The following is a 15,461-nucleotide window of genomic DNA, read 5'->3' on the forward strand; positions in this document are numbered from 1 at the left end:
TTTCGCCCTGTTTTTCTCCAGTTCGCAAGACCGCAAGCGGGCTCCAAGCCGTCAAAGCTTGAAGCCGCGCCCCTCGGGCGCCGATAATGCACAGTTTTCGACCAGCCGCGGCCGACCCGAGCAGACCATGAAAGACACGATTCGCCACCTGATCCAGCAAGCCCTGACCCGCCTCACCGCCGAGGGCGTGCTGCCCGAGGGCCTGAGCCCGGACATTCAGGTGGAGAACACCAAGGACCGCAGCAACGGCGACTTCGCCAGCAACATCGCCATGATGCTGGCAAAGCCGGCCGGCATGAAGCCGCGCGACCTGGCCGAGAAGCTGGTCGCCGCCCTGCCGGCCGATGACGGCATCGCCAAGGTGGAGATCGCCGGCCCCGGCTTCCTCAACTTCTTCCAGAACAGCGACGCCCTGGCCCAGCGCCTGGAAGCAGCCCTGGCCAATGCCAAGCTCGGCGTGCGCAAGGCCGGCAACCCGCAGCGCGTGGTGGTCGACCTGTCCGCGCCGAACCTGGCCAAGGAGATGCACGTCGGTCACCTGCGCTCGACCATCATCGGCGACGGCGTGGCCCGCGTGCTGGAGTTCCTCGGCGACAGCGTGATCCGCCAGAACCACGTGGGCGACTGGGGCACCCAGTTCGGCATGCTGCTGGCCTACATGCAGGAAAACCCGATTGCCGCGGAAAGCGAGCTGTCCGACCTGGAAGGCTTCTACCGCGCGGCCAAGAAGCGCTTCGACGAGTCCGCCGAGTTCGCCGACCGCGCCCGCGAGCTGGTGGTCCAACTGCAGGCCGGTGACGCCGAGTGCCTGCGCCTGTGGAACCGCTTCAATGACATCTCCCTGTCCCACTGCCAGGCCATCTACGACCGCCTGGGCGTGAAGCTGAGCATGGCCGACGTCAAGGGCGAGAGCGCCTACAACGACGACCTCGCCAACGTGGTCGCCGACCTGCAGGCCAAGGGCCTGCTGACCGAGGACAATGGCGCCCAGTGCGTATTCATGGACGAGTTCAAGAACTCGGAGGGCAACCCGCTGCCGCTAATCGTGCAGAAGGCCGGTGGCGGCTATCTGTACGCCACCACTGACCTGGCCGCCACCCGCTACCGTGCCAATGTGCTCAAGGCCGACCGCGTCCTGTACTTCGTCGACCAGCGCCAGGCCCTGCACTTCCAGATGGTGTTCGCCGCCGCGCGCCTGGCCGGCTTCGTGCCGGCCAGCATGGAGCTGGAGCACATGGGCTTCGGCACCATGAACGGCCCCGACGGCAAACCGTTCAAGACCCGCGACGGCGGCACCGTGAAGCTGGTCGAACTGCTCGACGAGGCCGAGCAGCGCGCCTACGCGCTGGTCAAGGACAAGAACCCCGAGCTGGCCGAAGACGAGCTGCGCCAGATCGGCCGCGTGGTCGGCATCGCCTCGGTGAAGTACGCCGACCTGTCCAAGCACCGCACCAGCGACTACCGCTTCAACTTCGAACTGATGCTCAGCTTCGAGGGCAACACCGCGCCCTATCTGCTGTATGCCTACACCCGTGTCGCCAGCATCTTGCGCAAGCTGGGCAAGGACGTGACCGAGATCGGCGGGCAGATCCGCATCGAGGCGCCGCAGGAGCAGGCCCTGGCCGGCAAGCTGGCGCAGTTCGCCGACACCCTCAACAACGTCGCCGGCAAGGGCGAGCCGCACCTGCTGTGCGCCTACCTCTACGACCTGGCCGGCCTGTTCTCCAGTTTCTACGAGAACTGCCCGATCCTCGCCGCCGAAGATGAAGCCACCCAGCAGAGCCGCCTGCGCCTGGCCGCCCTGACTGGCCGCACCCTCAAGCAGGGCCTGGAACTGCTGGGCCTGGAAACCCTGGAGCGCATGTAAGTGGCGGCAGCGAAGAAGAAGCCCGCGCCCAAGCGCGGCGCCAGCCGCTACCAGGCGCCAGCGAAGAAGCCGGTACCCGGCTGGGTGTGGATGGTCTGCGGCCTGGTGATCGGCGGGTTCTTCATGTTCCTGTTCAGCCTGGAGCCGGGCCGCGACGACGTGAAGCGGGCCAAGCCCGAGGAGCAGAAGCGCGTCACCGAGCAGCAGAAGAAGCCGCAGGTGGCGCCGGAGCCGGTCAAGCCCAAGTACGACTTCTACACCCTGCTGCCGGAATCCGAGGTCATAGTGCCGCCGGATGCCCTGCCGCCGGCCGACGCCGTGAAGCCGCCGGAAAGCAAGCCGGTGAGCCCGGAGGAGGCGGCCAAGATCGACGCCGCCCGCGCCGAGGCCGCGCTCAATGGCGAGACCCCGCCTCCGCCGCCCGTGGTGGTGGCGAAGGCGCCGGTCACCACCCAGTTCTTCCTGCAGGCCGGCTCGTTCCGCAAGCGCGAGGACGCCGACAAGGTGCGCGCCCAGATCCTCATGCTCGGCCAGAACGTGCAGGTGGAGTCCGGCAAGGTGCGTGAGGAGACCTGGCACCGCGTGCTGGTCGGCCCCTACGCCAACCGCGAGCAGCTGGCCACGGCGCAGAAGCAGCTGGCCGGCAGCGGCTTCAGTAATCTCCTGCTACAACAGCGGCAGAGCCGCTGAGTCATCAAGTTGCCCGCTCCGGTTGAAAAGCCGGACGGGCCACCCCATCTGATCTCCATTCGGGCACATCAGCCCCGCTGCGTGGAGATTCACCCCTTGACCACCATCGTTTCAGTCCGCCGCAATGGCAAAGTCGTCATGGGCGGCGACGGCCAGGTTTCCCTCGGCAACACCGTGATGAAGGGCAACGCCAAGAAGGTGCGGCGCCTCTACCACGGCCAGGTGCTGGCCGGCTTCGCCGGCGCCACCGCCGACGCCTTCACCCTGTTCGAGCGCTTCGAGGGTCAGCTGGAGAAACACCAGGGCCATCTGGTACGGGCCGCCGTCGAGCTGGCCAAGGACTGGCGCACCGACCGTTCGCTGAGCCGCCTGGAAGCCATGCTGGCGGTGGCCAACAAGGATGCCTCGCTGATCATCACCGGCAACGGCGACGTGGTCGAACCCGAACACGGCCTGATCGCCATGGGTTCCGGCGGCGGTTTCGCCCAGGCCGCGGCCATGGCCCTGCTGCAGAAGACCGAGCTGTCCGCCCGCGAAATCACCGAGACGGCGTTGAACATTGCCGGCTCCATCTGTGTCTTCACTAACCAGAATCTGACCATCGAGGAAGAAGACTGCGCCGAATGAGCGCGGCTTCCGGAGCCACCTACATGTCCATGACGCCCCGCGAGATCGTTTCCGAGCTCAATCGCCACATCATCGGTCAGGACGACGCCAAGCGCGCCGTGGCCATCGCCCTGCGCAACCGCTGGCGGCGCATGCAGCTGCCGGCCGAGCTGCGCCAGGAAGTGACGCCGAAGAACATCCTGATGATCGGCCCCACCGGCGTCGGCAAGACCGAGATCGCCCGCCGCCTGGCCAAGCTGGCCAATGCGCCGTTCCTCAAGGTGGAGGCGACCAAGTTCACCGAGGTCGGCTATGTCGGCCGTGACGTCGAATCGATCATCCGCGACCTGGCCGACGCCGCGCTCAAGCTGCTGCGCGAGCAGGAAGTGCAGAAGATGAGCCACCGCGCCGAGGACGCCGCCGAGGAGCGCATCCTCGACGCCCTGCTGCCGCCGGCCCGCGTCGGCTTCAACGACGACCCGGCGCCGAGCCAGGACTCCAACACCCGCCAGCTGTTCCGCAAGCGCTTGCGCGAAGGCCAGCTGGATGACAAGGAGATTGACATAGAGGTGGCCGAGCAGCCGGCCGGCGTCGAGATCATGACCCCGCCAGGCATGGAGGAGATGACCAGCCAGCTGCAGAACCTGTTCTCCGGCCTGACCAAGGGCAAGAAGAAGACCCGCAAACTCAAGGTCAAGGAAGCCTTCAAGCTGGTGCGCGACGAGGAAGCCGCGCGCCTGGTCAACGAAGAGGACCTCAAGGCCCGCGCCCTGGAAGCGGTGGAACAGCACGGCATCGTGTTCATCGACGAGATCGACAAGGTCGCCAAGCGCGCCAATGTCGGCGGCGCCGACGTGTCCCGCGAAGGGGTGCAGCGCGACCTGCTGCCGCTGATCGAAGGCTGCACGGTCAACACCAAGCTGGGCATGGTCAAGACCGACCACATCCTGTTCATCGCCTCCGGCGCCTTCCACTTGGCCAAGCCCAGCGACCTGGTGCCCGAACTGCAGGGTCGCCTGCCGATCCGCGTCGAACTCAAGGCGCTGTCGCCCGAGGACTTCGAGCGCATCCTCACCGAGCCGCACGCGGCGCTGACCGAGCAGTACAGCGAGCTGCTGAAGACCGAGGGGCTGAACATCGAGTTCGCCGCCGACGGCATCAAGCGCATCGCCGAGATCGCCTGGCAGGTCAACGAGAAGACCGAGAACATCGGCGCCCGTCGCCTGCATACCCTGCTCGAGCGCCTGCTGGAGGAAGTCTCCTTCAGCGCCGGCGACCTGGCCGGCCAGCAGAACGGCGAGCCGATCCGCATCGACGCCGCCTACGTCAATGGCCACCTCGGCGAGCTGGCGCAGGACGAAGACCTGTCGCGCTACATTCTCTGATGCGCGCGCGGGGTGGATAATGCCTTATCCACCCGCCTCAGGACTCTCCGCGATGCGCATGCCCACCGCCATCAAACTGCACAAGGCCTCCCGCACCCTGGAGCTGGCCTATGGCGACGAACGCTACAGCCTCGGCGCCGAATTCCTGCGCGTGCACTCGCCCTCGGCCGAGGTGCAGGGCCACGGCAAACCCATCCTCCAGCATGGCAAGCAGAACGTCGGCCTGAGCCGCGTCGAGCCGGCCGGTAACTATGCACTGAAACTGTGCTTCGACGATGGTCACGACAGCGGCCTGTACACCTGGGACTACCTCTACCAGCTCGCCACCCGCCAGGAGCAGCTGTGGGCCGACTACCTGGAGGAGCTGGCCCGCGCCGGCAAATCCCGCGACCCGAGCGAGTCGGTAGTCAAACTGATGCTCTAGGGCTTACCGGCGAGCGCTCATCGCCAAGCTCTGTTTCGCCCCTTCCGCCATATTAGTTTCACGCCTAGAGCGCATTTTCTAATCGCGCTCGGCATACTCCCGCGCGCCGCGCAATCGGTGTTCGCGAACTTGCGCAAAAACGGAAACTCGGGTAACCAAGGAACTGGCAGGTTCCATGCATTTGCCCCGGCGAATGCGAAGAAAGCGCGGAGTTCGTTCCGCACCCGGTAAACCCGAGCAGTACCAGCCCTTCGCCCTGTGCCCTTCACACAGCTGCAGTTGGTATTCGTCTCAGGACAATGGAGCGTCGTAGATGACCCAAAAGAATAATGAAGACCTGCATCGCCAAGCCTCGGAGAACACCCTGGGTCTGAACCCGGTGATCGGCTTGCGCGGCAAGGATCTACTCACTTCTGCCCGAATGGTGCTGGCCCAGGCCATCAAGCAACCGTTCCACAGCGCCAAGCACGTTACCCACTTCGCCTTCGAACTGAAGAACGTACTGCTCGGCCAATCCGAGCTGCTCCCGGAAGACGGCGACCGCCGCTTCGCCGACCCGGCCTGGAGCCAGAATCCGCTGTACCGCCGCTACCTGCAGACCTACCTGGCCTGGCGCAAGGAACTGCACGACTGGATCGAGGACAGCAACCTCTCCGAGCAGGACACCAGCCGCGGCCACTTCGTCATCAACCTAATGACCGAAGCCATGGCGCCGACCAACAGCATGGCCAACCCGGCCGCGGTCAAACGCTTCTTCGAGACCGGCGGCAAGAGCCTGCTCGACGGCCTCTCCCACCTGGCCAAGGACATCGTCAACAACGGCGGCATGCCGAGCCAGGTGAACATGGCGGCCTTCGAGGTCGGCAAGAACCTGGCCACCAGTGAAGGCGCGGTGATCTTCCGCAACGACCTGCTAGAGCTGATCCAGTACAAGCCGACCACCGAGCAGGTGCACGAGCGCCCGCTACTGGTGGTACCGCCGCAGATCAACAAGTTCTATGTATTCGACCTGTCGCCGGAGAAGAGCGTCGCCCGCTTCCTCCTGCGCAACCATGTGCAGACCTTCGTGGTGAGCTGGCGCAACCCGACCAAGGCCCAGCGCGAGTGGGGCCTGTCGACCTACATCGAGGCGCTCAAGGAAGCGATCGACGTGGTCACCAGCATCACTGGCAGCAAGGACGTCAACATGCTCGGTGCCTGCTCCGGCGGCATCACCATCTCCTCGCTGCTGGGCCACTACGCCGCCACCGGCGAGCAGAAGGTCCACTCGATGACCCTGCTGGTCAGCGTGCTCGACACCAAGCTGGACACCCAGGTCGCCCTGTTCGCCGACGAGAAGACCCTCGAGGCCGCCAAGCGCCGCTCCTACCAATCCGGCGTGCTGGAAGGCAAGGACATGGCGAAGGTCTTCGCCTGGATGCGCCCCAACGACCTGATCTGGAACTACTGGGTCAACAACTACCTGCTGGGCAACGAGCCGCCGGTGTTCGACATCCTTTACTGGAACAATGACACCACCCGCCTGCCCGCCGCCCTGCACGGCGACCTGATCGAGCTGTTCAAGACCAACCCGCTGACCCGCGCCGGCGCCCTGGAAGTCTGCGGCACGCCGATCGACCTCAAGCAGGTCACCAGCGACATCTACTGCGTGGCCGGCACCACCGACCACATCACCCCGTGGGAAGCCTGCTACAAGTCCTCGCTGCTGTTCGGCGGCAAGGTCGAATTCGTGCTGTCCAACAGCGGGCACATCCAGAGCATCCTCAACCCACCGGGCAACCCGAAGGCACGCTTCGTCACCAACAGCGAGCCGGCGGCCAATGCCCGCGAGTGGCAGGAGAAGGCCACCAAGCACGCCGACTCCTGGTGGCTGCACTGGCAACAGTGGCTGGCCGAGCGCTCGGGCAAGCTGAAGAAGGCTCCCGCCAGCCTGGGCAACAAGACCCACACGCCCGGCGAGGCCGCACCGGGAACCTACGTACACGAACGCTGAAACAAGCAACGCTGCACCTTGCGCAGTACTGCCCGCGGCACCCGGAAGTGCCGCACGCCGCAACCGGCCATGGCCGGGGCGGCGCCCGCCGCAAGGCGGGAGACTGGCGAGCGGCCTCGGAAGGTCGCTCTCCGCAGATCCATGTATAGGGCCTAGCGCATGCCGCAACCTTTTGTATTTCGCACCATCGAGCTGGACGGCCAGACCATCCGCACCGCGGTCCGCCCGGGCAGCAGCAGCCTGACGCCACTGCTGATCTTCAACGGCATCGGCGCCAACCTGGAACTGGTCATGCCTTTTGTCCGCGCCCTCGACCCGGACCTGGAGGTGATCGCCTTCGACGTTCCCGGCGTCGGCGGCTCGTCCACCCCGAGCACGCCCTACCGCTTCCCCGGCCTGGCCAAGTTGGCCGCGCGCATGCTCGACTACCTGGACTACGGCCAGGTCAACGCCATCGGCGTGTCCTGGGGCGGCGCCCTGGCGCAACAGTTCGCCCACGACTACCCGGAGCGCTGCAAGAAGCTGGTGCTGGCCGCCACCTCGGCTGGCGCGGTGATGGTGCCGGGCAAGCCCAAGGTGCTCTGGCGCATGGCCAGCCCCAAGCGCTACATCCAGCCTTCCTACGGCGTGCACATCGCCCCGGACATCTACGGCGGCGCCTTCCGCCGCGACCCCAAGCTCGCCCTGGCGCATGCCAGCAAGGTGCGCTCGGGCGGCAAGATGGGCTATTACTGGCAGCTGTTCGCCGGCCTCGGCTGGACCAGCATCCACTGGCTGCATCGCATTCGCCAACCTACGCTGGTACTGGCCGGCGACGATGACCCGCTCATCCCGCTGGTCAACATGCGCCTGCTGGCCTGGCGTATCCCCAACTCGGAACTTCACGTGATCGACGACGGTCACCTGTTCCTCGTGACGCGCGCCGAAGCGGTCGCGCCTATCATCATGAAGTTCCTCCAGGAGGAACGGCAGCGCGCGGTCATGCATCCGCAGCCGCAGCCGATTCGCAGTCACTGATCGCACAACTGTAGTGCTACTCCGGCAGGCTCGCCCCAGGGCGACGCCAGCCGGACAAGGAAGTTTTTTCGCGCGGCAGTCTGGAATGCCCTCCGGCGCGCCTTGGTACAAGCCTTGCTGTCACTGGACGTGACAGTTCGACGACGGAGCCTGCCCCATGCGAGACAAGACTGCACCGGGATCCATGCCGGTACCCGCACACTTCATGAACGCGCAGAGCGCGATGGTCGGCGTGCGCGGCCGCGATCTGTTTTCCACCTTGCGCACCCTGGCCTTCCAGGGCCTGCGCCAGCCGATGCACAGCACGCGACACTTGCTGTCGTTCGGCAAACAGTTGGGCCGGGTGATGCTCGGTGACACGCCCTTCCAGCCCAACCCGCAGGACAGCCGCTTCGCCGATCCCACCTGGCACCTCAACCCCTTCTATCGACGCAGCCTGCAGGCCTACCTGGCGTGGCAGAGGCAGCTCAAGGCGTGGATCGACGAGAGCGACCTGTCGCCGGACGACCGCACCCGCGCGCACTTCCTGTTCGCCCTGCTCAACGACGCCCTGGCGCCGTCCAACACCCTGCTCAACCCGCTGGCGATCAAGGAGCTGTTCAACAGCGGCGGCACCAGTGTGCTGCGCGGCGCACGTCAGCTGTTCGACGATTTGCTGCACAACAACGGCATGCCGCAGCAGGTCAACAAGCGCGCCTTCGAGGTCGGTCGCAATCTGGCCATCACCCCCGGCTCGGTGGTGTTCCGCAGCGAGATGTTCGAGCTGATCCACTACAAGCCGATGAGCGAAAAGCAGTACGAGCGCCCGCTGCTAGTCGTACCGCCGCAGATCAACAAGTTCTACATCTTCGACCTCAGCCCGGAGAAGAGCTTCGTCCAGTACTGCCTGAAGAACGGCCTGCAGGTGTTCATGATCAGCTGGCGCAATCCGGACGCTCGCCATCGCGAGTGGGGCCTGTCGAGCTATGTGCAGGCCGTGGAGGACGCCACCGACGTGTGCCGCGCCATCAGCGGCAGCAAGGAGGTCAACCTGATGGGCGCATGCGCCGGTGGCCTGACCATCGCCGCCCTGCAGGGCCACCTGCAGGCCAAGCGCCAGCTGCGCAAGATCGGCTGCGCCACCTACATGGTCAGCCTGCTGGACAGTCAGGTGGAGAGCCCGGCGATGCTGTTCGCCGACGAGCAGACCCTGGAGTCGGCCAAGCGTCGCTCCTACCAGAGTGGCGTGCTCGATGGCCGCGACATGTCCCGGGTGTTCGCCTGGATGCGCCCCAACGACCTGATCTGGAACTACTGGGTCAACAACTACCTGATGGGCAAGGAGCCGCCGGCGTTCGACATCCTCTACTGGAACAACGACAACACCCGCCTGCCGGCCGCCCTGCACGGCGACCTGCTCGACCTGTTCAAGCACAACCCGCTGACCCGCATCGGCGCTCTGGAGGTCTGCGGCACGCCGATCGACCTGTCCAAGGTCAACCTGGACAGCTTCAGCGTCGCCGGCATCAACGACCACATCACCCCCTGGGACACGGTGTACCGCTCGGCGCTGCTGCTCGGCGGCAACCGCCGCTTCATCCTGTCCAACAGCGGCCACATCCAGAGCATCCTCAACCCGCCGAGCAACCCCAAGGCCACCTACTTCGAGAACGGCAAGCTGACCAGCGATCCGCGCGCCTGGTACTACGACGCGCAGAAGCACGAGGGCAGCTGGTGGCCGCAATGGCTGGAGTGGATCCAGCAGCGCTCGGGGGAGCAACGCGAAACGGTGTTCCGTGTCGGCAGCAACAAATACCCGGCGATGGAAGCAGCCCCCGGAACCTATGTCCACGTGCGCTGAGACGCGGCGAAAAACACTGGCCGGGCGCAAGCCCGGCCGGTTATCGTCGAAGCTCCAGCGGCCCTACAAGATCATGGAATGAAGACCCGCGACCGCATTCTCGAAACCGCCCTGCAGCTATTCAACGACCAGGGCGAACCCAACGTCTCCACCCTCGAAATCGCCACCGAGATGGGCATCAGTCCGGGCAATCTCTATTACCACTTCCATGGCAAGGAGCCGCTGGTGATGGAGCTGTTCGAGCGCTTCCAGGGCGAACTGGCGCCGTTGCTCGACCCGCCCGCCGAAGCCGAGCTGGGCGCCGAGGACTACTGGCTGTTCCTGCACCTGATCGTCGAGCGCCTGGCCTCGTACCGCTTCCTGTTCCAGGACCTGTCCAACCTCTCCGGCCGCCTGCCCAAGCTGGCGCGTGGCGTCCGCCAGTGGCTGAACCTGCTCAAGCGCACCCTGGCCAGCCTGCTGGCGCGCCTCAAGGCCCTGGGCCAGCTGCGCAGCGATACCGAGGCGCTCGGCCAGCTGGTGGAGCAGATCACCCTGACCCTGCTGTTCTCTCTCGACTACCAACGCATCCTCGGCGCCAGCGGCGAAGTGCGCCTGGTGGTGTTCCAGATCATGATGCTGGTCGCCCCGCATCTCACCGACGAATCGCGCCACGCCGCCGAACGCATCGCCCACCGCTATCTGGAAGCCTGAAACCCCTCACAGCATTTTCTCTGCCCCTGAAATGCAAACGCCCGGCACTGGGCCGGGCGTTTGTACATCCTGAGGGAATCAGGACGGAGTTGCGGGCGTTGCCGGTGCAGCGGTCGGAGCCGGGGTAGCAGCCGGAGCCGGCGCCGGAACGGCGGGCTTGGCAGCGACCGGTTTGGCGGCCGGCTTCGGCGCAGCGGCTTTCTTCACCGCCGGCTTCTTCGCGGCAGCCGGCTTGGCGGCCGGTTTTGCAGCGGGCTTGGCTGCAGCCGGTTTCGCCGCAGGCTTGGCGGCTGGTTTGGCAGCAGCCTTGGCCGCAGGCTTAGCAGCCGGCTTGGCGGCAGCTTTGGCAGCGGGCTTGGCGGCCGGTTTAGCGGCGGCCTTGGCGGCTGGCTTAGCAGCAGGTTTGGCTGCCGGCTTGGCGGCGGCCTTGGCGACCGGTTTGACCGACTTCACCGATACACCGGTGAGCTTTTCGATCTGCTTGGTCAGGCTGTCGACCTTGGTCTGCAGCGACTTCACTTCGTTGCGGCTCGGTACACCCAGACGGGAGATGGCGCTGTTAAGACGCTTGTCGAAAGCCTCTTCCAGTTCGCTCCATTTGCCGATGGCCTTGCCTTTGACTTCGTCGACTTTCGACTTGGCCGAACCGACGGTGCTGCCGACGCTGGACTTGACCACACCCAGTTGCTTGTCGACTTCGGTCTTGGCTTTCTTCTCGGCCTTCTCGCCGTCCTTGACCAGGCCATCGAACAGCTTGTTGCCGTCGTTGCTGATCTTGGAATAGGCGCCGAGGCCGGCCAGCCAGATCTGGCGCGAGTACTTCTCGATCTCGCCGATCCAGGAGTTGCTTTCCTTCTTGGCAGCCGGTTTCTTCACTGCCGGTTTAGCCGCCGGTTTTGCAGCGGTAGGTTTCTTAACAGCCATCCTGCTCTCCTTATTGGGTACGCGCCACTCGCTCAAGCAAAGCATTCAACTCGTCCAGCTTAGCAGAGAGTGCCTCAACATCCTGCTTGGAGGGAATACCCAGACGGTTCAGAGCGCTGGCTACACGATTGTCGAAGGCCTTTTCGATCTTGTCGAATTGCACTTCGACCTTGCCTTTGACTTCGGAGACGCTGTTCTTGACGCTCTTGAGCTGGGACTCGATCTGGCTGTTGGCGGCATCGACCTGCTCGTTCACCAGTTTCTTGCCCTGCTTCTCGACGCCTTCGCCGGCCTTGACCAGCTCCTTGAAGTAATCGGCGCCCTCGGCACCGGCCTTGGCGTAGGCACCCAGACCGGCCAGCCAGACCTTGCGGGCATAGGCTTTGACGTCGGTCAGAACGGTGAGTTTGTCTTCGACTTTCTCAACAGCGACTTTCTTCTTCGCGGCAACTTTAGTGGCCATGGTGCACCTCTTGCTCAAAGTGATGGACTGGTCGTCCTGTACCAGGACTTGAGCGCAAGGTAGTGAAGAAAATTAGAAATCACATACTAGGGACCGTCAGGCCTGCAGATGCTTGTCGAGGGTCTCCTCGATCTCGCGCCTGATGGTGCCGCCCAGGGCGGACAGCAGCAGACCGAGCTTGAGCTCCACACGCACGCTGGAATCGCCCACCGCGATGGTGCCGTCGGCGCCGCTGCGCTTGAACTCCAGGATGTCGCCGCTCCAGCGGTACTTCACGTCGTACTCGCTGGCCAGGCGCTGGGCCAGCGCCTCGGCCTTCTCGCGGGCTACGGCCAGGCCGAGGGAATGGGTGCGTTCGACGGTGATGCGGGACATGCGCGACTCCTGCTGCGACCTTGTGTCACGCGACTATATCAGCTCCGCCCGGCGCCAAGACAAAGGCCGGCCACGGGTTTAGAATGGCCGCCACTTCGATTCAGGTGACGGCGACATGAACGACCCGCGCAAGGCCCCAGAGCAGGAACAGACCACCCACTTCGGCTTCCAGGATGTGCCGGAAAGCCAGAAGGCGGAGAAGGTGGCGGAAGTCTTCCACTCGGTGGCGGCCAAGTACGACCTGATGAACGACGTACTCTCCGGCGGCCTGCACCGCCTGTGGAAACGCTTCACCATCGAGCTGTCCGGCGTGCGTCCGGGCAATCGCGTGCTGGATATCGCCGGCGGCACCGGCGACCTCACCCGCAAATTCTCCAGCCTGGTCGGCCCGACCGGCGAGGTGGTGCTGGCCGACATCAACGACTCGATGCTCAAGGTCGGCCGTGATCGCCTGCTGGACAAGGGCGTGGCCGGCAACGTGGTGTTCGTCCAGGCCGATGCCGAGAAGCTGCCGTTCCCGGACAACCATTTCGACGTGGTCACCATCGCCTTCGGCCTGCGCAACGTCACCCACAAGGAAGATGCCCTGCGCTCCATGCTGCGCGTGCTCAAGCCCGGTGGCCGCCTGCTGGTGCTGGAGTTCTCCAAGCCCGGCAACCCGCTGCTGGCCAAGGTCTACGACACCTACTCGTTCAGCTTCATGCCGCTGGCCGGCAAGCTGATCACCAACGACTCCGACAGCTACCGCTACCTGGCCGAATCCATCCGTATGCACCCGGATCAGGAGACCCTCAAGGCCATGATGGTCGAGGCCGGCTTCGAGCGCGTCACCTACCACAACATGACCGGCGGCATCGTCGCCCTGCACCGCGGTATCAAACCCTGATGCTGCTCACCGGTCTGCTGGCCGGCGTCGAGCTCGGCCTCAACCGCGTGCTGCAGATGGACAGCACCGCGCTGCCGCGTCTGGCCCGGCTGGAAGGTACGGTGATCGAAGTCGACTGCCAGAGCCCCGCGCTCAAGCTGTTCATCCTGCCCGGCGCAGACGGCCTGCAACTGGCCAGCCAGTGGGGCGACGCCGACTGCACCCTCAGCGCCCCGGCCAGCAGCCTGCTGCGCCTGGCGCTGGCCAAGGACAAGACCGCCATCCTGCACCGCCCCGACGTCACCCTGAGTGGCGACAGCGCCGTGCTGCTGGAACTGGCCGGCATCCTCCAGGACCTGGAGCTGGACTGGGAATACGAGCTGTCGCGCTGGCTCGGCCCGGTCGGCAGCACGCTGCTCGCCGGCCACCTGCGCAGCCGCGTCAACTGGGCCGGCGACAGCCTCGACAGCCTGCGCCAGACCCTCGCCGACTACCTGGCCGAGGAGTCGCGCAGCCTGGTCGGCGAGCGCGAAGCCCAGGCCCGCTTTACCGAACTGGACGACCTCAAGCTCGCCCTCGACCGCCTCGACGCCCGCCTCGAGCGCCTCGCCAGAAGAATGAAACCCGACGCATGAAGCTGCTCGCCACCCGCCGCCTGCTGCGCATCCTGCGCGTGGTCATCCGCTACCGCCTGGACGACCTGCTGCTCAACCTGCCGCTGCCCACCTGGATGCGCGCCCTGCGCTTCGCCCTGCCCTGGCGCTGGCTGCCGCGGCGCAAGCTGGAACTGAGTCGCGGCGAGGCCCTGCGTCTGGCGCTGGAAGACCTCGGGCCGATCTTCATCAAGTTCGGCCAACTGCTCTCCAGCCGCCGCGACCTGCTGCCGCCGGACGTGGCTGACGAGCTGGCACGCCTGCAGGACCAGGTGCCGCCGTTCGATCCGGAGCACGCCGTGGAGCGCATCGAGCAGCAGCTCGGCGCCAAGGTTGGCGAAGTGTTCGCCCGCTTCGACGTGGCCCCGCTGGCCTCCGCCTCCATCGCCCAGGTGCACGCCGCGCAGCTGAAGAGCGGCGAGGAAGTGGTGGTCAAGGTGATCCGCCCCAACCTGCGGCCGATCATACGTTCCGATCTGGCCTGGCTGTTCCTCGCCGCGCGCATCGCCGAGAAGGCCTCGGCCGACGCCCGCCGCCTGCGCCCGGTGGAGGTGGTATCGGACTACGAGAAGACCATCTACGACGAGCTCGACCTGCTGCGCGAGGCGGCCAACGCCAGCCAGCTGCGGCGCAACTTCCAGGACTCGCCGCTGCTCTATGTGCCCCAGGTGCACTGGGACTGGTGCCGGCCCAAGGTGCTGGTGATGGAGCGCATCTACGGCGTGCCGGTGACCGACCTGGCGACCCTGGCCGACCAGCGCACCAACATGAAACTGCTGGCCGAGCGCGGCGTGGAGATTTTCTTCACCCAGGTGTTCCGCGACAGCTTCTTCCACGCCGACATGCACCCCGGCAACATCTTCGTCGCCACCCGCACGCCGTGGAGCCCGCAGTACATCGCCATCGACTGCGGCATCGTCGGTAGCCTCACCCCCGAGGACCAGGACTACCTGGCGCGCAACCTGATCGCCTTCTTCAAGCGCGACTACCGCAAGGTCGCGCAGCTGCACATCGACTCCGGCTGGGTGCCGGCGGAAACCCGGGTCAACGACTTCGAGGCGGCCATCCGCACCGTGTGCGAGCCGATCTTCGAGAAGCCGCTGAAGGACATCTCCTTCGGCCAGCTGCTGCTGCGCCTGTTCCAGACCGCACGGCGCTTCAACATGGAGGTGCAGCCGCAACTGGTGCTACTGCAGAAGACCCTGCTCAACATCGAGGGCCTCGGCCGCCAGCTGTACCCGGACCTGGACCTGTGGAGCACCGCCCAGCCGTTCCTCGAACGCTGGATGCGCGAGCGCGTCAGCCCGCGCAACCTGCTGCATAACCTGCAGAGCCAGGCCGAACAGGTGCCGCACTTCGCCCACATGGCCCGCGACATGCTCGAACGCATGAGCCAGCCGCACGCCAGCGACCCGCCACCACCGTGGCGCGAGCAGCGCGACCAGTGGCCGCTGCGCCTACTCGGCGCGGCCCTGGTGGCCGGCGGCGTTAGCCAGGGCCTGGCGCTGGCTCCGACGGCCTGGGCCGCCTGGCTCAGCCTGGCGGCCGGACTGGCGCTGATCCTGCGCCGATAGCCAGTATCGCGCCCGGCTGGCACACTGGCTGTTTCAGGCACCAACAGGGTGCACCACCGGCGCAATGCCCGCGCCACCGAAGTGCCCGGCAA

General features: G+C 65.7%; 15 protein-coding genes. 12 read left to right on the top strand and 3 right to left on the bottom strand.

Annotation, left to right across the window (positions count from 1 at the left end; translation table 11 throughout):
* The first annotated feature begins 127 nt into the window (after window positions 1-127).
* The 9 genes from argS to OH686_RS09895 all read left to right on the top strand — a co-directional run bounded on the left by argS (window position 128) and on the right by OH686_RS09895 (window position 10,515).
* The gene (gene argS / locus OH686_RS09855) at window positions 128-1,867 is read left to right on the top strand and encodes an arginine--tRNA ligase (RefSeq protein ID WP_289538185.1); all 1,740 of its coding nucleotides are present in this window, start codon (window positions 128-130) and stop codon (window positions 1,865-1,867) included.
* Window positions 1,868-2,557 carry an SPOR domain-containing protein gene (locus OH686_RS09860; protein WP_279868812.1) on the top strand — a complete coding sequence of 230 codons (690 nt, stop codon included), beginning with the start codon at window positions 1,868-1,870 and terminating at the stop codon, window positions 2,555-2,557.
* 96 nt (window positions 2,558-2,653) lie between these two features.
* Complete coding sequence (gene hslV / locus OH686_RS09865; RefSeq protein ID WP_068824557.1) at window positions 2,654-3,184, top strand: ATP-dependent protease subunit HslV; 531 nt, start codon at window positions 2,654-2,656, stop codon at window positions 3,182-3,184.
* Window positions 3,185-3,207: 23 nt separating this feature from the next.
* Complete coding sequence (gene hslU, locus OH686_RS09870) at window positions 3,208-4,548, top strand: ATP-dependent protease ATPase subunit HslU (RefSeq protein ID WP_137973484.1); 1,341 nt, start codon at window positions 3,208-3,210, stop codon at window positions 4,546-4,548.
* Window positions 4,549-4,600: 52 nt separating this feature from the next.
* Entirely contained in the window at window positions 4,601-4,972 is a 372-nt protein-coding gene (locus tag OH686_RS09875) for a gamma-butyrobetaine hydroxylase family protein (protein ID WP_289538186.1), read from the top strand.
* A gap of 313 nt (window positions 4,973-5,285) precedes the next feature.
* Window positions 5,286-6,965: a class II poly(R)-hydroxyalkanoic acid synthase gene (gene phaC, locus OH686_RS09880; RefSeq protein WP_289538187.1), complete on the top strand. Its 1,680-nt coding sequence runs from the start codon at window positions 5,286-5,288 to the stop codon at window positions 6,963-6,965.
* Between the two features lie 159 nt (window positions 6,966-7,124).
* The gene (gene phaZ / locus OH686_RS09885) at window positions 7,125-7,982 is read left to right on the top strand and encodes a poly(3-hydroxyalkanoate) depolymerase (protein ID WP_192399294.1); all 858 of its coding nucleotides are present in this window, start codon (window positions 7,125-7,127) and stop codon (window positions 7,980-7,982) included.
* Between the two features lie 157 nt (window positions 7,983-8,139).
* A complete protein-coding gene (gene phaC / locus OH686_RS09890; protein ID WP_289538188.1) occupies window positions 8,140-9,822 on the top strand; it encodes a class II poly(R)-hydroxyalkanoic acid synthase in 1,683 nt (560 codons plus the stop codon).
* Window positions 9,823-9,900: 78 nt separating this feature from the next.
* On the top strand, window positions 9,901-10,515 hold the full coding sequence (locus OH686_RS09895) for a TetR/AcrR family transcriptional regulator (RefSeq protein WP_289538189.1): 615 nt from the start codon (window positions 9,901-9,903) through the stop codon (window positions 10,513-10,515).
* Between the two features lie 78 nt (window positions 10,516-10,593).
* Here the strand turns inward: OH686_RS09895 and OH686_RS09900 are convergent, their stop codons facing one another.
* The 3 genes from OH686_RS09900 to OH686_RS09910 form a co-directional block, all read right to left on the bottom strand.
* A complete protein-coding gene (locus OH686_RS09900; protein WP_289538190.1) occupies window positions 10,594-11,439 on the bottom strand; it encodes a phasin family protein in 846 nt (281 codons plus the stop codon).
* A 10-nt stretch (window positions 11,440-11,449) separates the two neighbouring features.
* The gene (locus tag OH686_RS09905) at window positions 11,450-11,902 is read right to left on the bottom strand and encodes a phasin family protein (protein ID WP_289538191.1); all 453 of its coding nucleotides are present in this window, start codon (window positions 11,900-11,902) and stop codon (window positions 11,450-11,452) included.
* 96 nt (window positions 11,903-11,998) lie between these two features.
* A complete protein-coding gene (locus OH686_RS09910; RefSeq protein WP_289538192.1) occupies window positions 11,999-12,277 on the bottom strand; it encodes a polyhydroxyalkanoic acid system family protein in 279 nt (92 codons plus the stop codon).
* A 115-nt stretch (window positions 12,278-12,392) separates the two neighbouring features.
* On the opposite strand from OH686_RS09910, the gene ubiE reads away from it, so the two are divergent.
* From ubiE to ubiB, 3 genes are read left to right on the top strand one after another with little or no spacing between them, the layout of a single operon-like run.
* Window positions 12,393-13,163 (top strand): bifunctional demethylmenaquinone methyltransferase/2-methoxy-6-polyprenyl-1,4-benzoquinol methylase UbiE, encoded by a 771-nt coding sequence (ubiE, locus tag OH686_RS09915; protein ID WP_192399288.1) that lies wholly within the window; start codon window positions 12,393-12,395, stop codon window positions 13,161-13,163.
* The gene (locus OH686_RS09920; protein WP_289538193.1) at window positions 13,163-13,777 is read left to right on the top strand and encodes a ubiquinone biosynthesis accessory factor UbiJ; all 615 of its coding nucleotides are present in this window, start codon (window positions 13,163-13,165) and stop codon (window positions 13,775-13,777) included. The genes ubiE and OH686_RS09920 overlap by 1 nt, the downstream gene beginning before the upstream one ends.
* Window positions 13,774-15,369 carry a ubiquinone biosynthesis regulatory protein kinase UbiB gene (ubiB, locus tag OH686_RS09925; RefSeq protein ID WP_289538194.1) on the top strand — a complete coding sequence of 532 codons (1,596 nt, stop codon included), beginning with the start codon at window positions 13,774-13,776 and terminating at the stop codon, window positions 15,367-15,369. Before OH686_RS09920 ends, ubiB begins: the two co-directional genes overlap by 4 nt.
* The last annotated feature ends 92 nt before the right edge of the window (window positions 15,370-15,461 follow it).

The sequence above is a fragment of the Pseudomonas sp. SO81 genome (genome assembly GCF_030374125.1).
Taxonomy (GTDB): Bacteria; Pseudomonadota; Gammaproteobacteria; order Pseudomonadales; family Pseudomonadaceae; genus Aquipseudomonas.

What these genes read in the sequence shown, in the direction of transcription:
- phaZ (WP_192399294.1), top strand. Translation starts at nt 7,125, where the DNA reads ATGCCGCAACCTTTTGTATTTCGCACCATCGAGCTGGACGGCCAGACC.
- OH686_RS09875 (WP_289538186.1), top strand. Translation starts at nt 4,601, where the DNA reads ATGCGCATGCCCACCGCCATCAAACTGCACAAGGCCTCCCGCACCCTG.
- OH686_RS09905 (WP_289538191.1), bottom strand. Translation starts at nt 11,902, where the DNA reads ATGGCCACTAAAGTTGCCGCGAAGAAGAAAGTCGCTGTTGAGAAAGTC.
- OH686_RS09895 (WP_289538189.1), top strand. Translation starts at nt 9,901, where the DNA reads ATGAAGACCCGCGACCGCATTCTCGAAACCGCCCTGCAGCTATTCAAC.
- argS (WP_289538185.1), top strand. Translation starts at nt 128, where the DNA reads ATGAAAGACACGATTCGCCACCTGATCCAGCAAGCCCTGACCCGCCTC.
- ubiE (WP_192399288.1), top strand. Translation starts at nt 12,393, where the DNA reads ATGAACGACCCGCGCAAGGCCCCAGAGCAGGAACAGACCACCCACTTC.
- hslU (WP_137973484.1), top strand. Translation starts at nt 3,208, where the DNA reads ATGTCCATGACGCCCCGCGAGATCGTTTCCGAGCTCAATCGCCACATC.
- phaC (WP_289538188.1), top strand. Translation starts at nt 8,140, where the DNA reads ATGCGAGACAAGACTGCACCGGGATCCATGCCGGTACCCGCACACTTC.
- OH686_RS09910 (WP_289538192.1), bottom strand. Translation starts at nt 12,277, where the DNA reads ATGTCCCGCATCACCGTCGAACGCACCCATTCCCTCGGCCTGGCCGTA.
- OH686_RS09920 (WP_289538193.1), top strand. Translation starts at nt 13,163, where the DNA reads ATGCTGCTCACCGGTCTGCTGGCCGGCGTCGAGCTCGGCCTCAACCGC.
- phaC (WP_289538187.1), top strand. Translation starts at nt 5,286, where the DNA reads ATGACCCAAAAGAATAATGAAGACCTGCATCGCCAAGCCTCGGAGAAC.
- ubiB (WP_289538194.1), top strand. Translation starts at nt 13,774, where the DNA reads ATGAAGCTGCTCGCCACCCGCCGCCTGCTGCGCATCCTGCGCGTGGTC.
- OH686_RS09900 (WP_289538190.1), bottom strand. Translation starts at nt 11,439, where the DNA reads ATGGCTGTTAAGAAACCTACCGCTGCAAAACCGGCGGCTAAACCGGCA.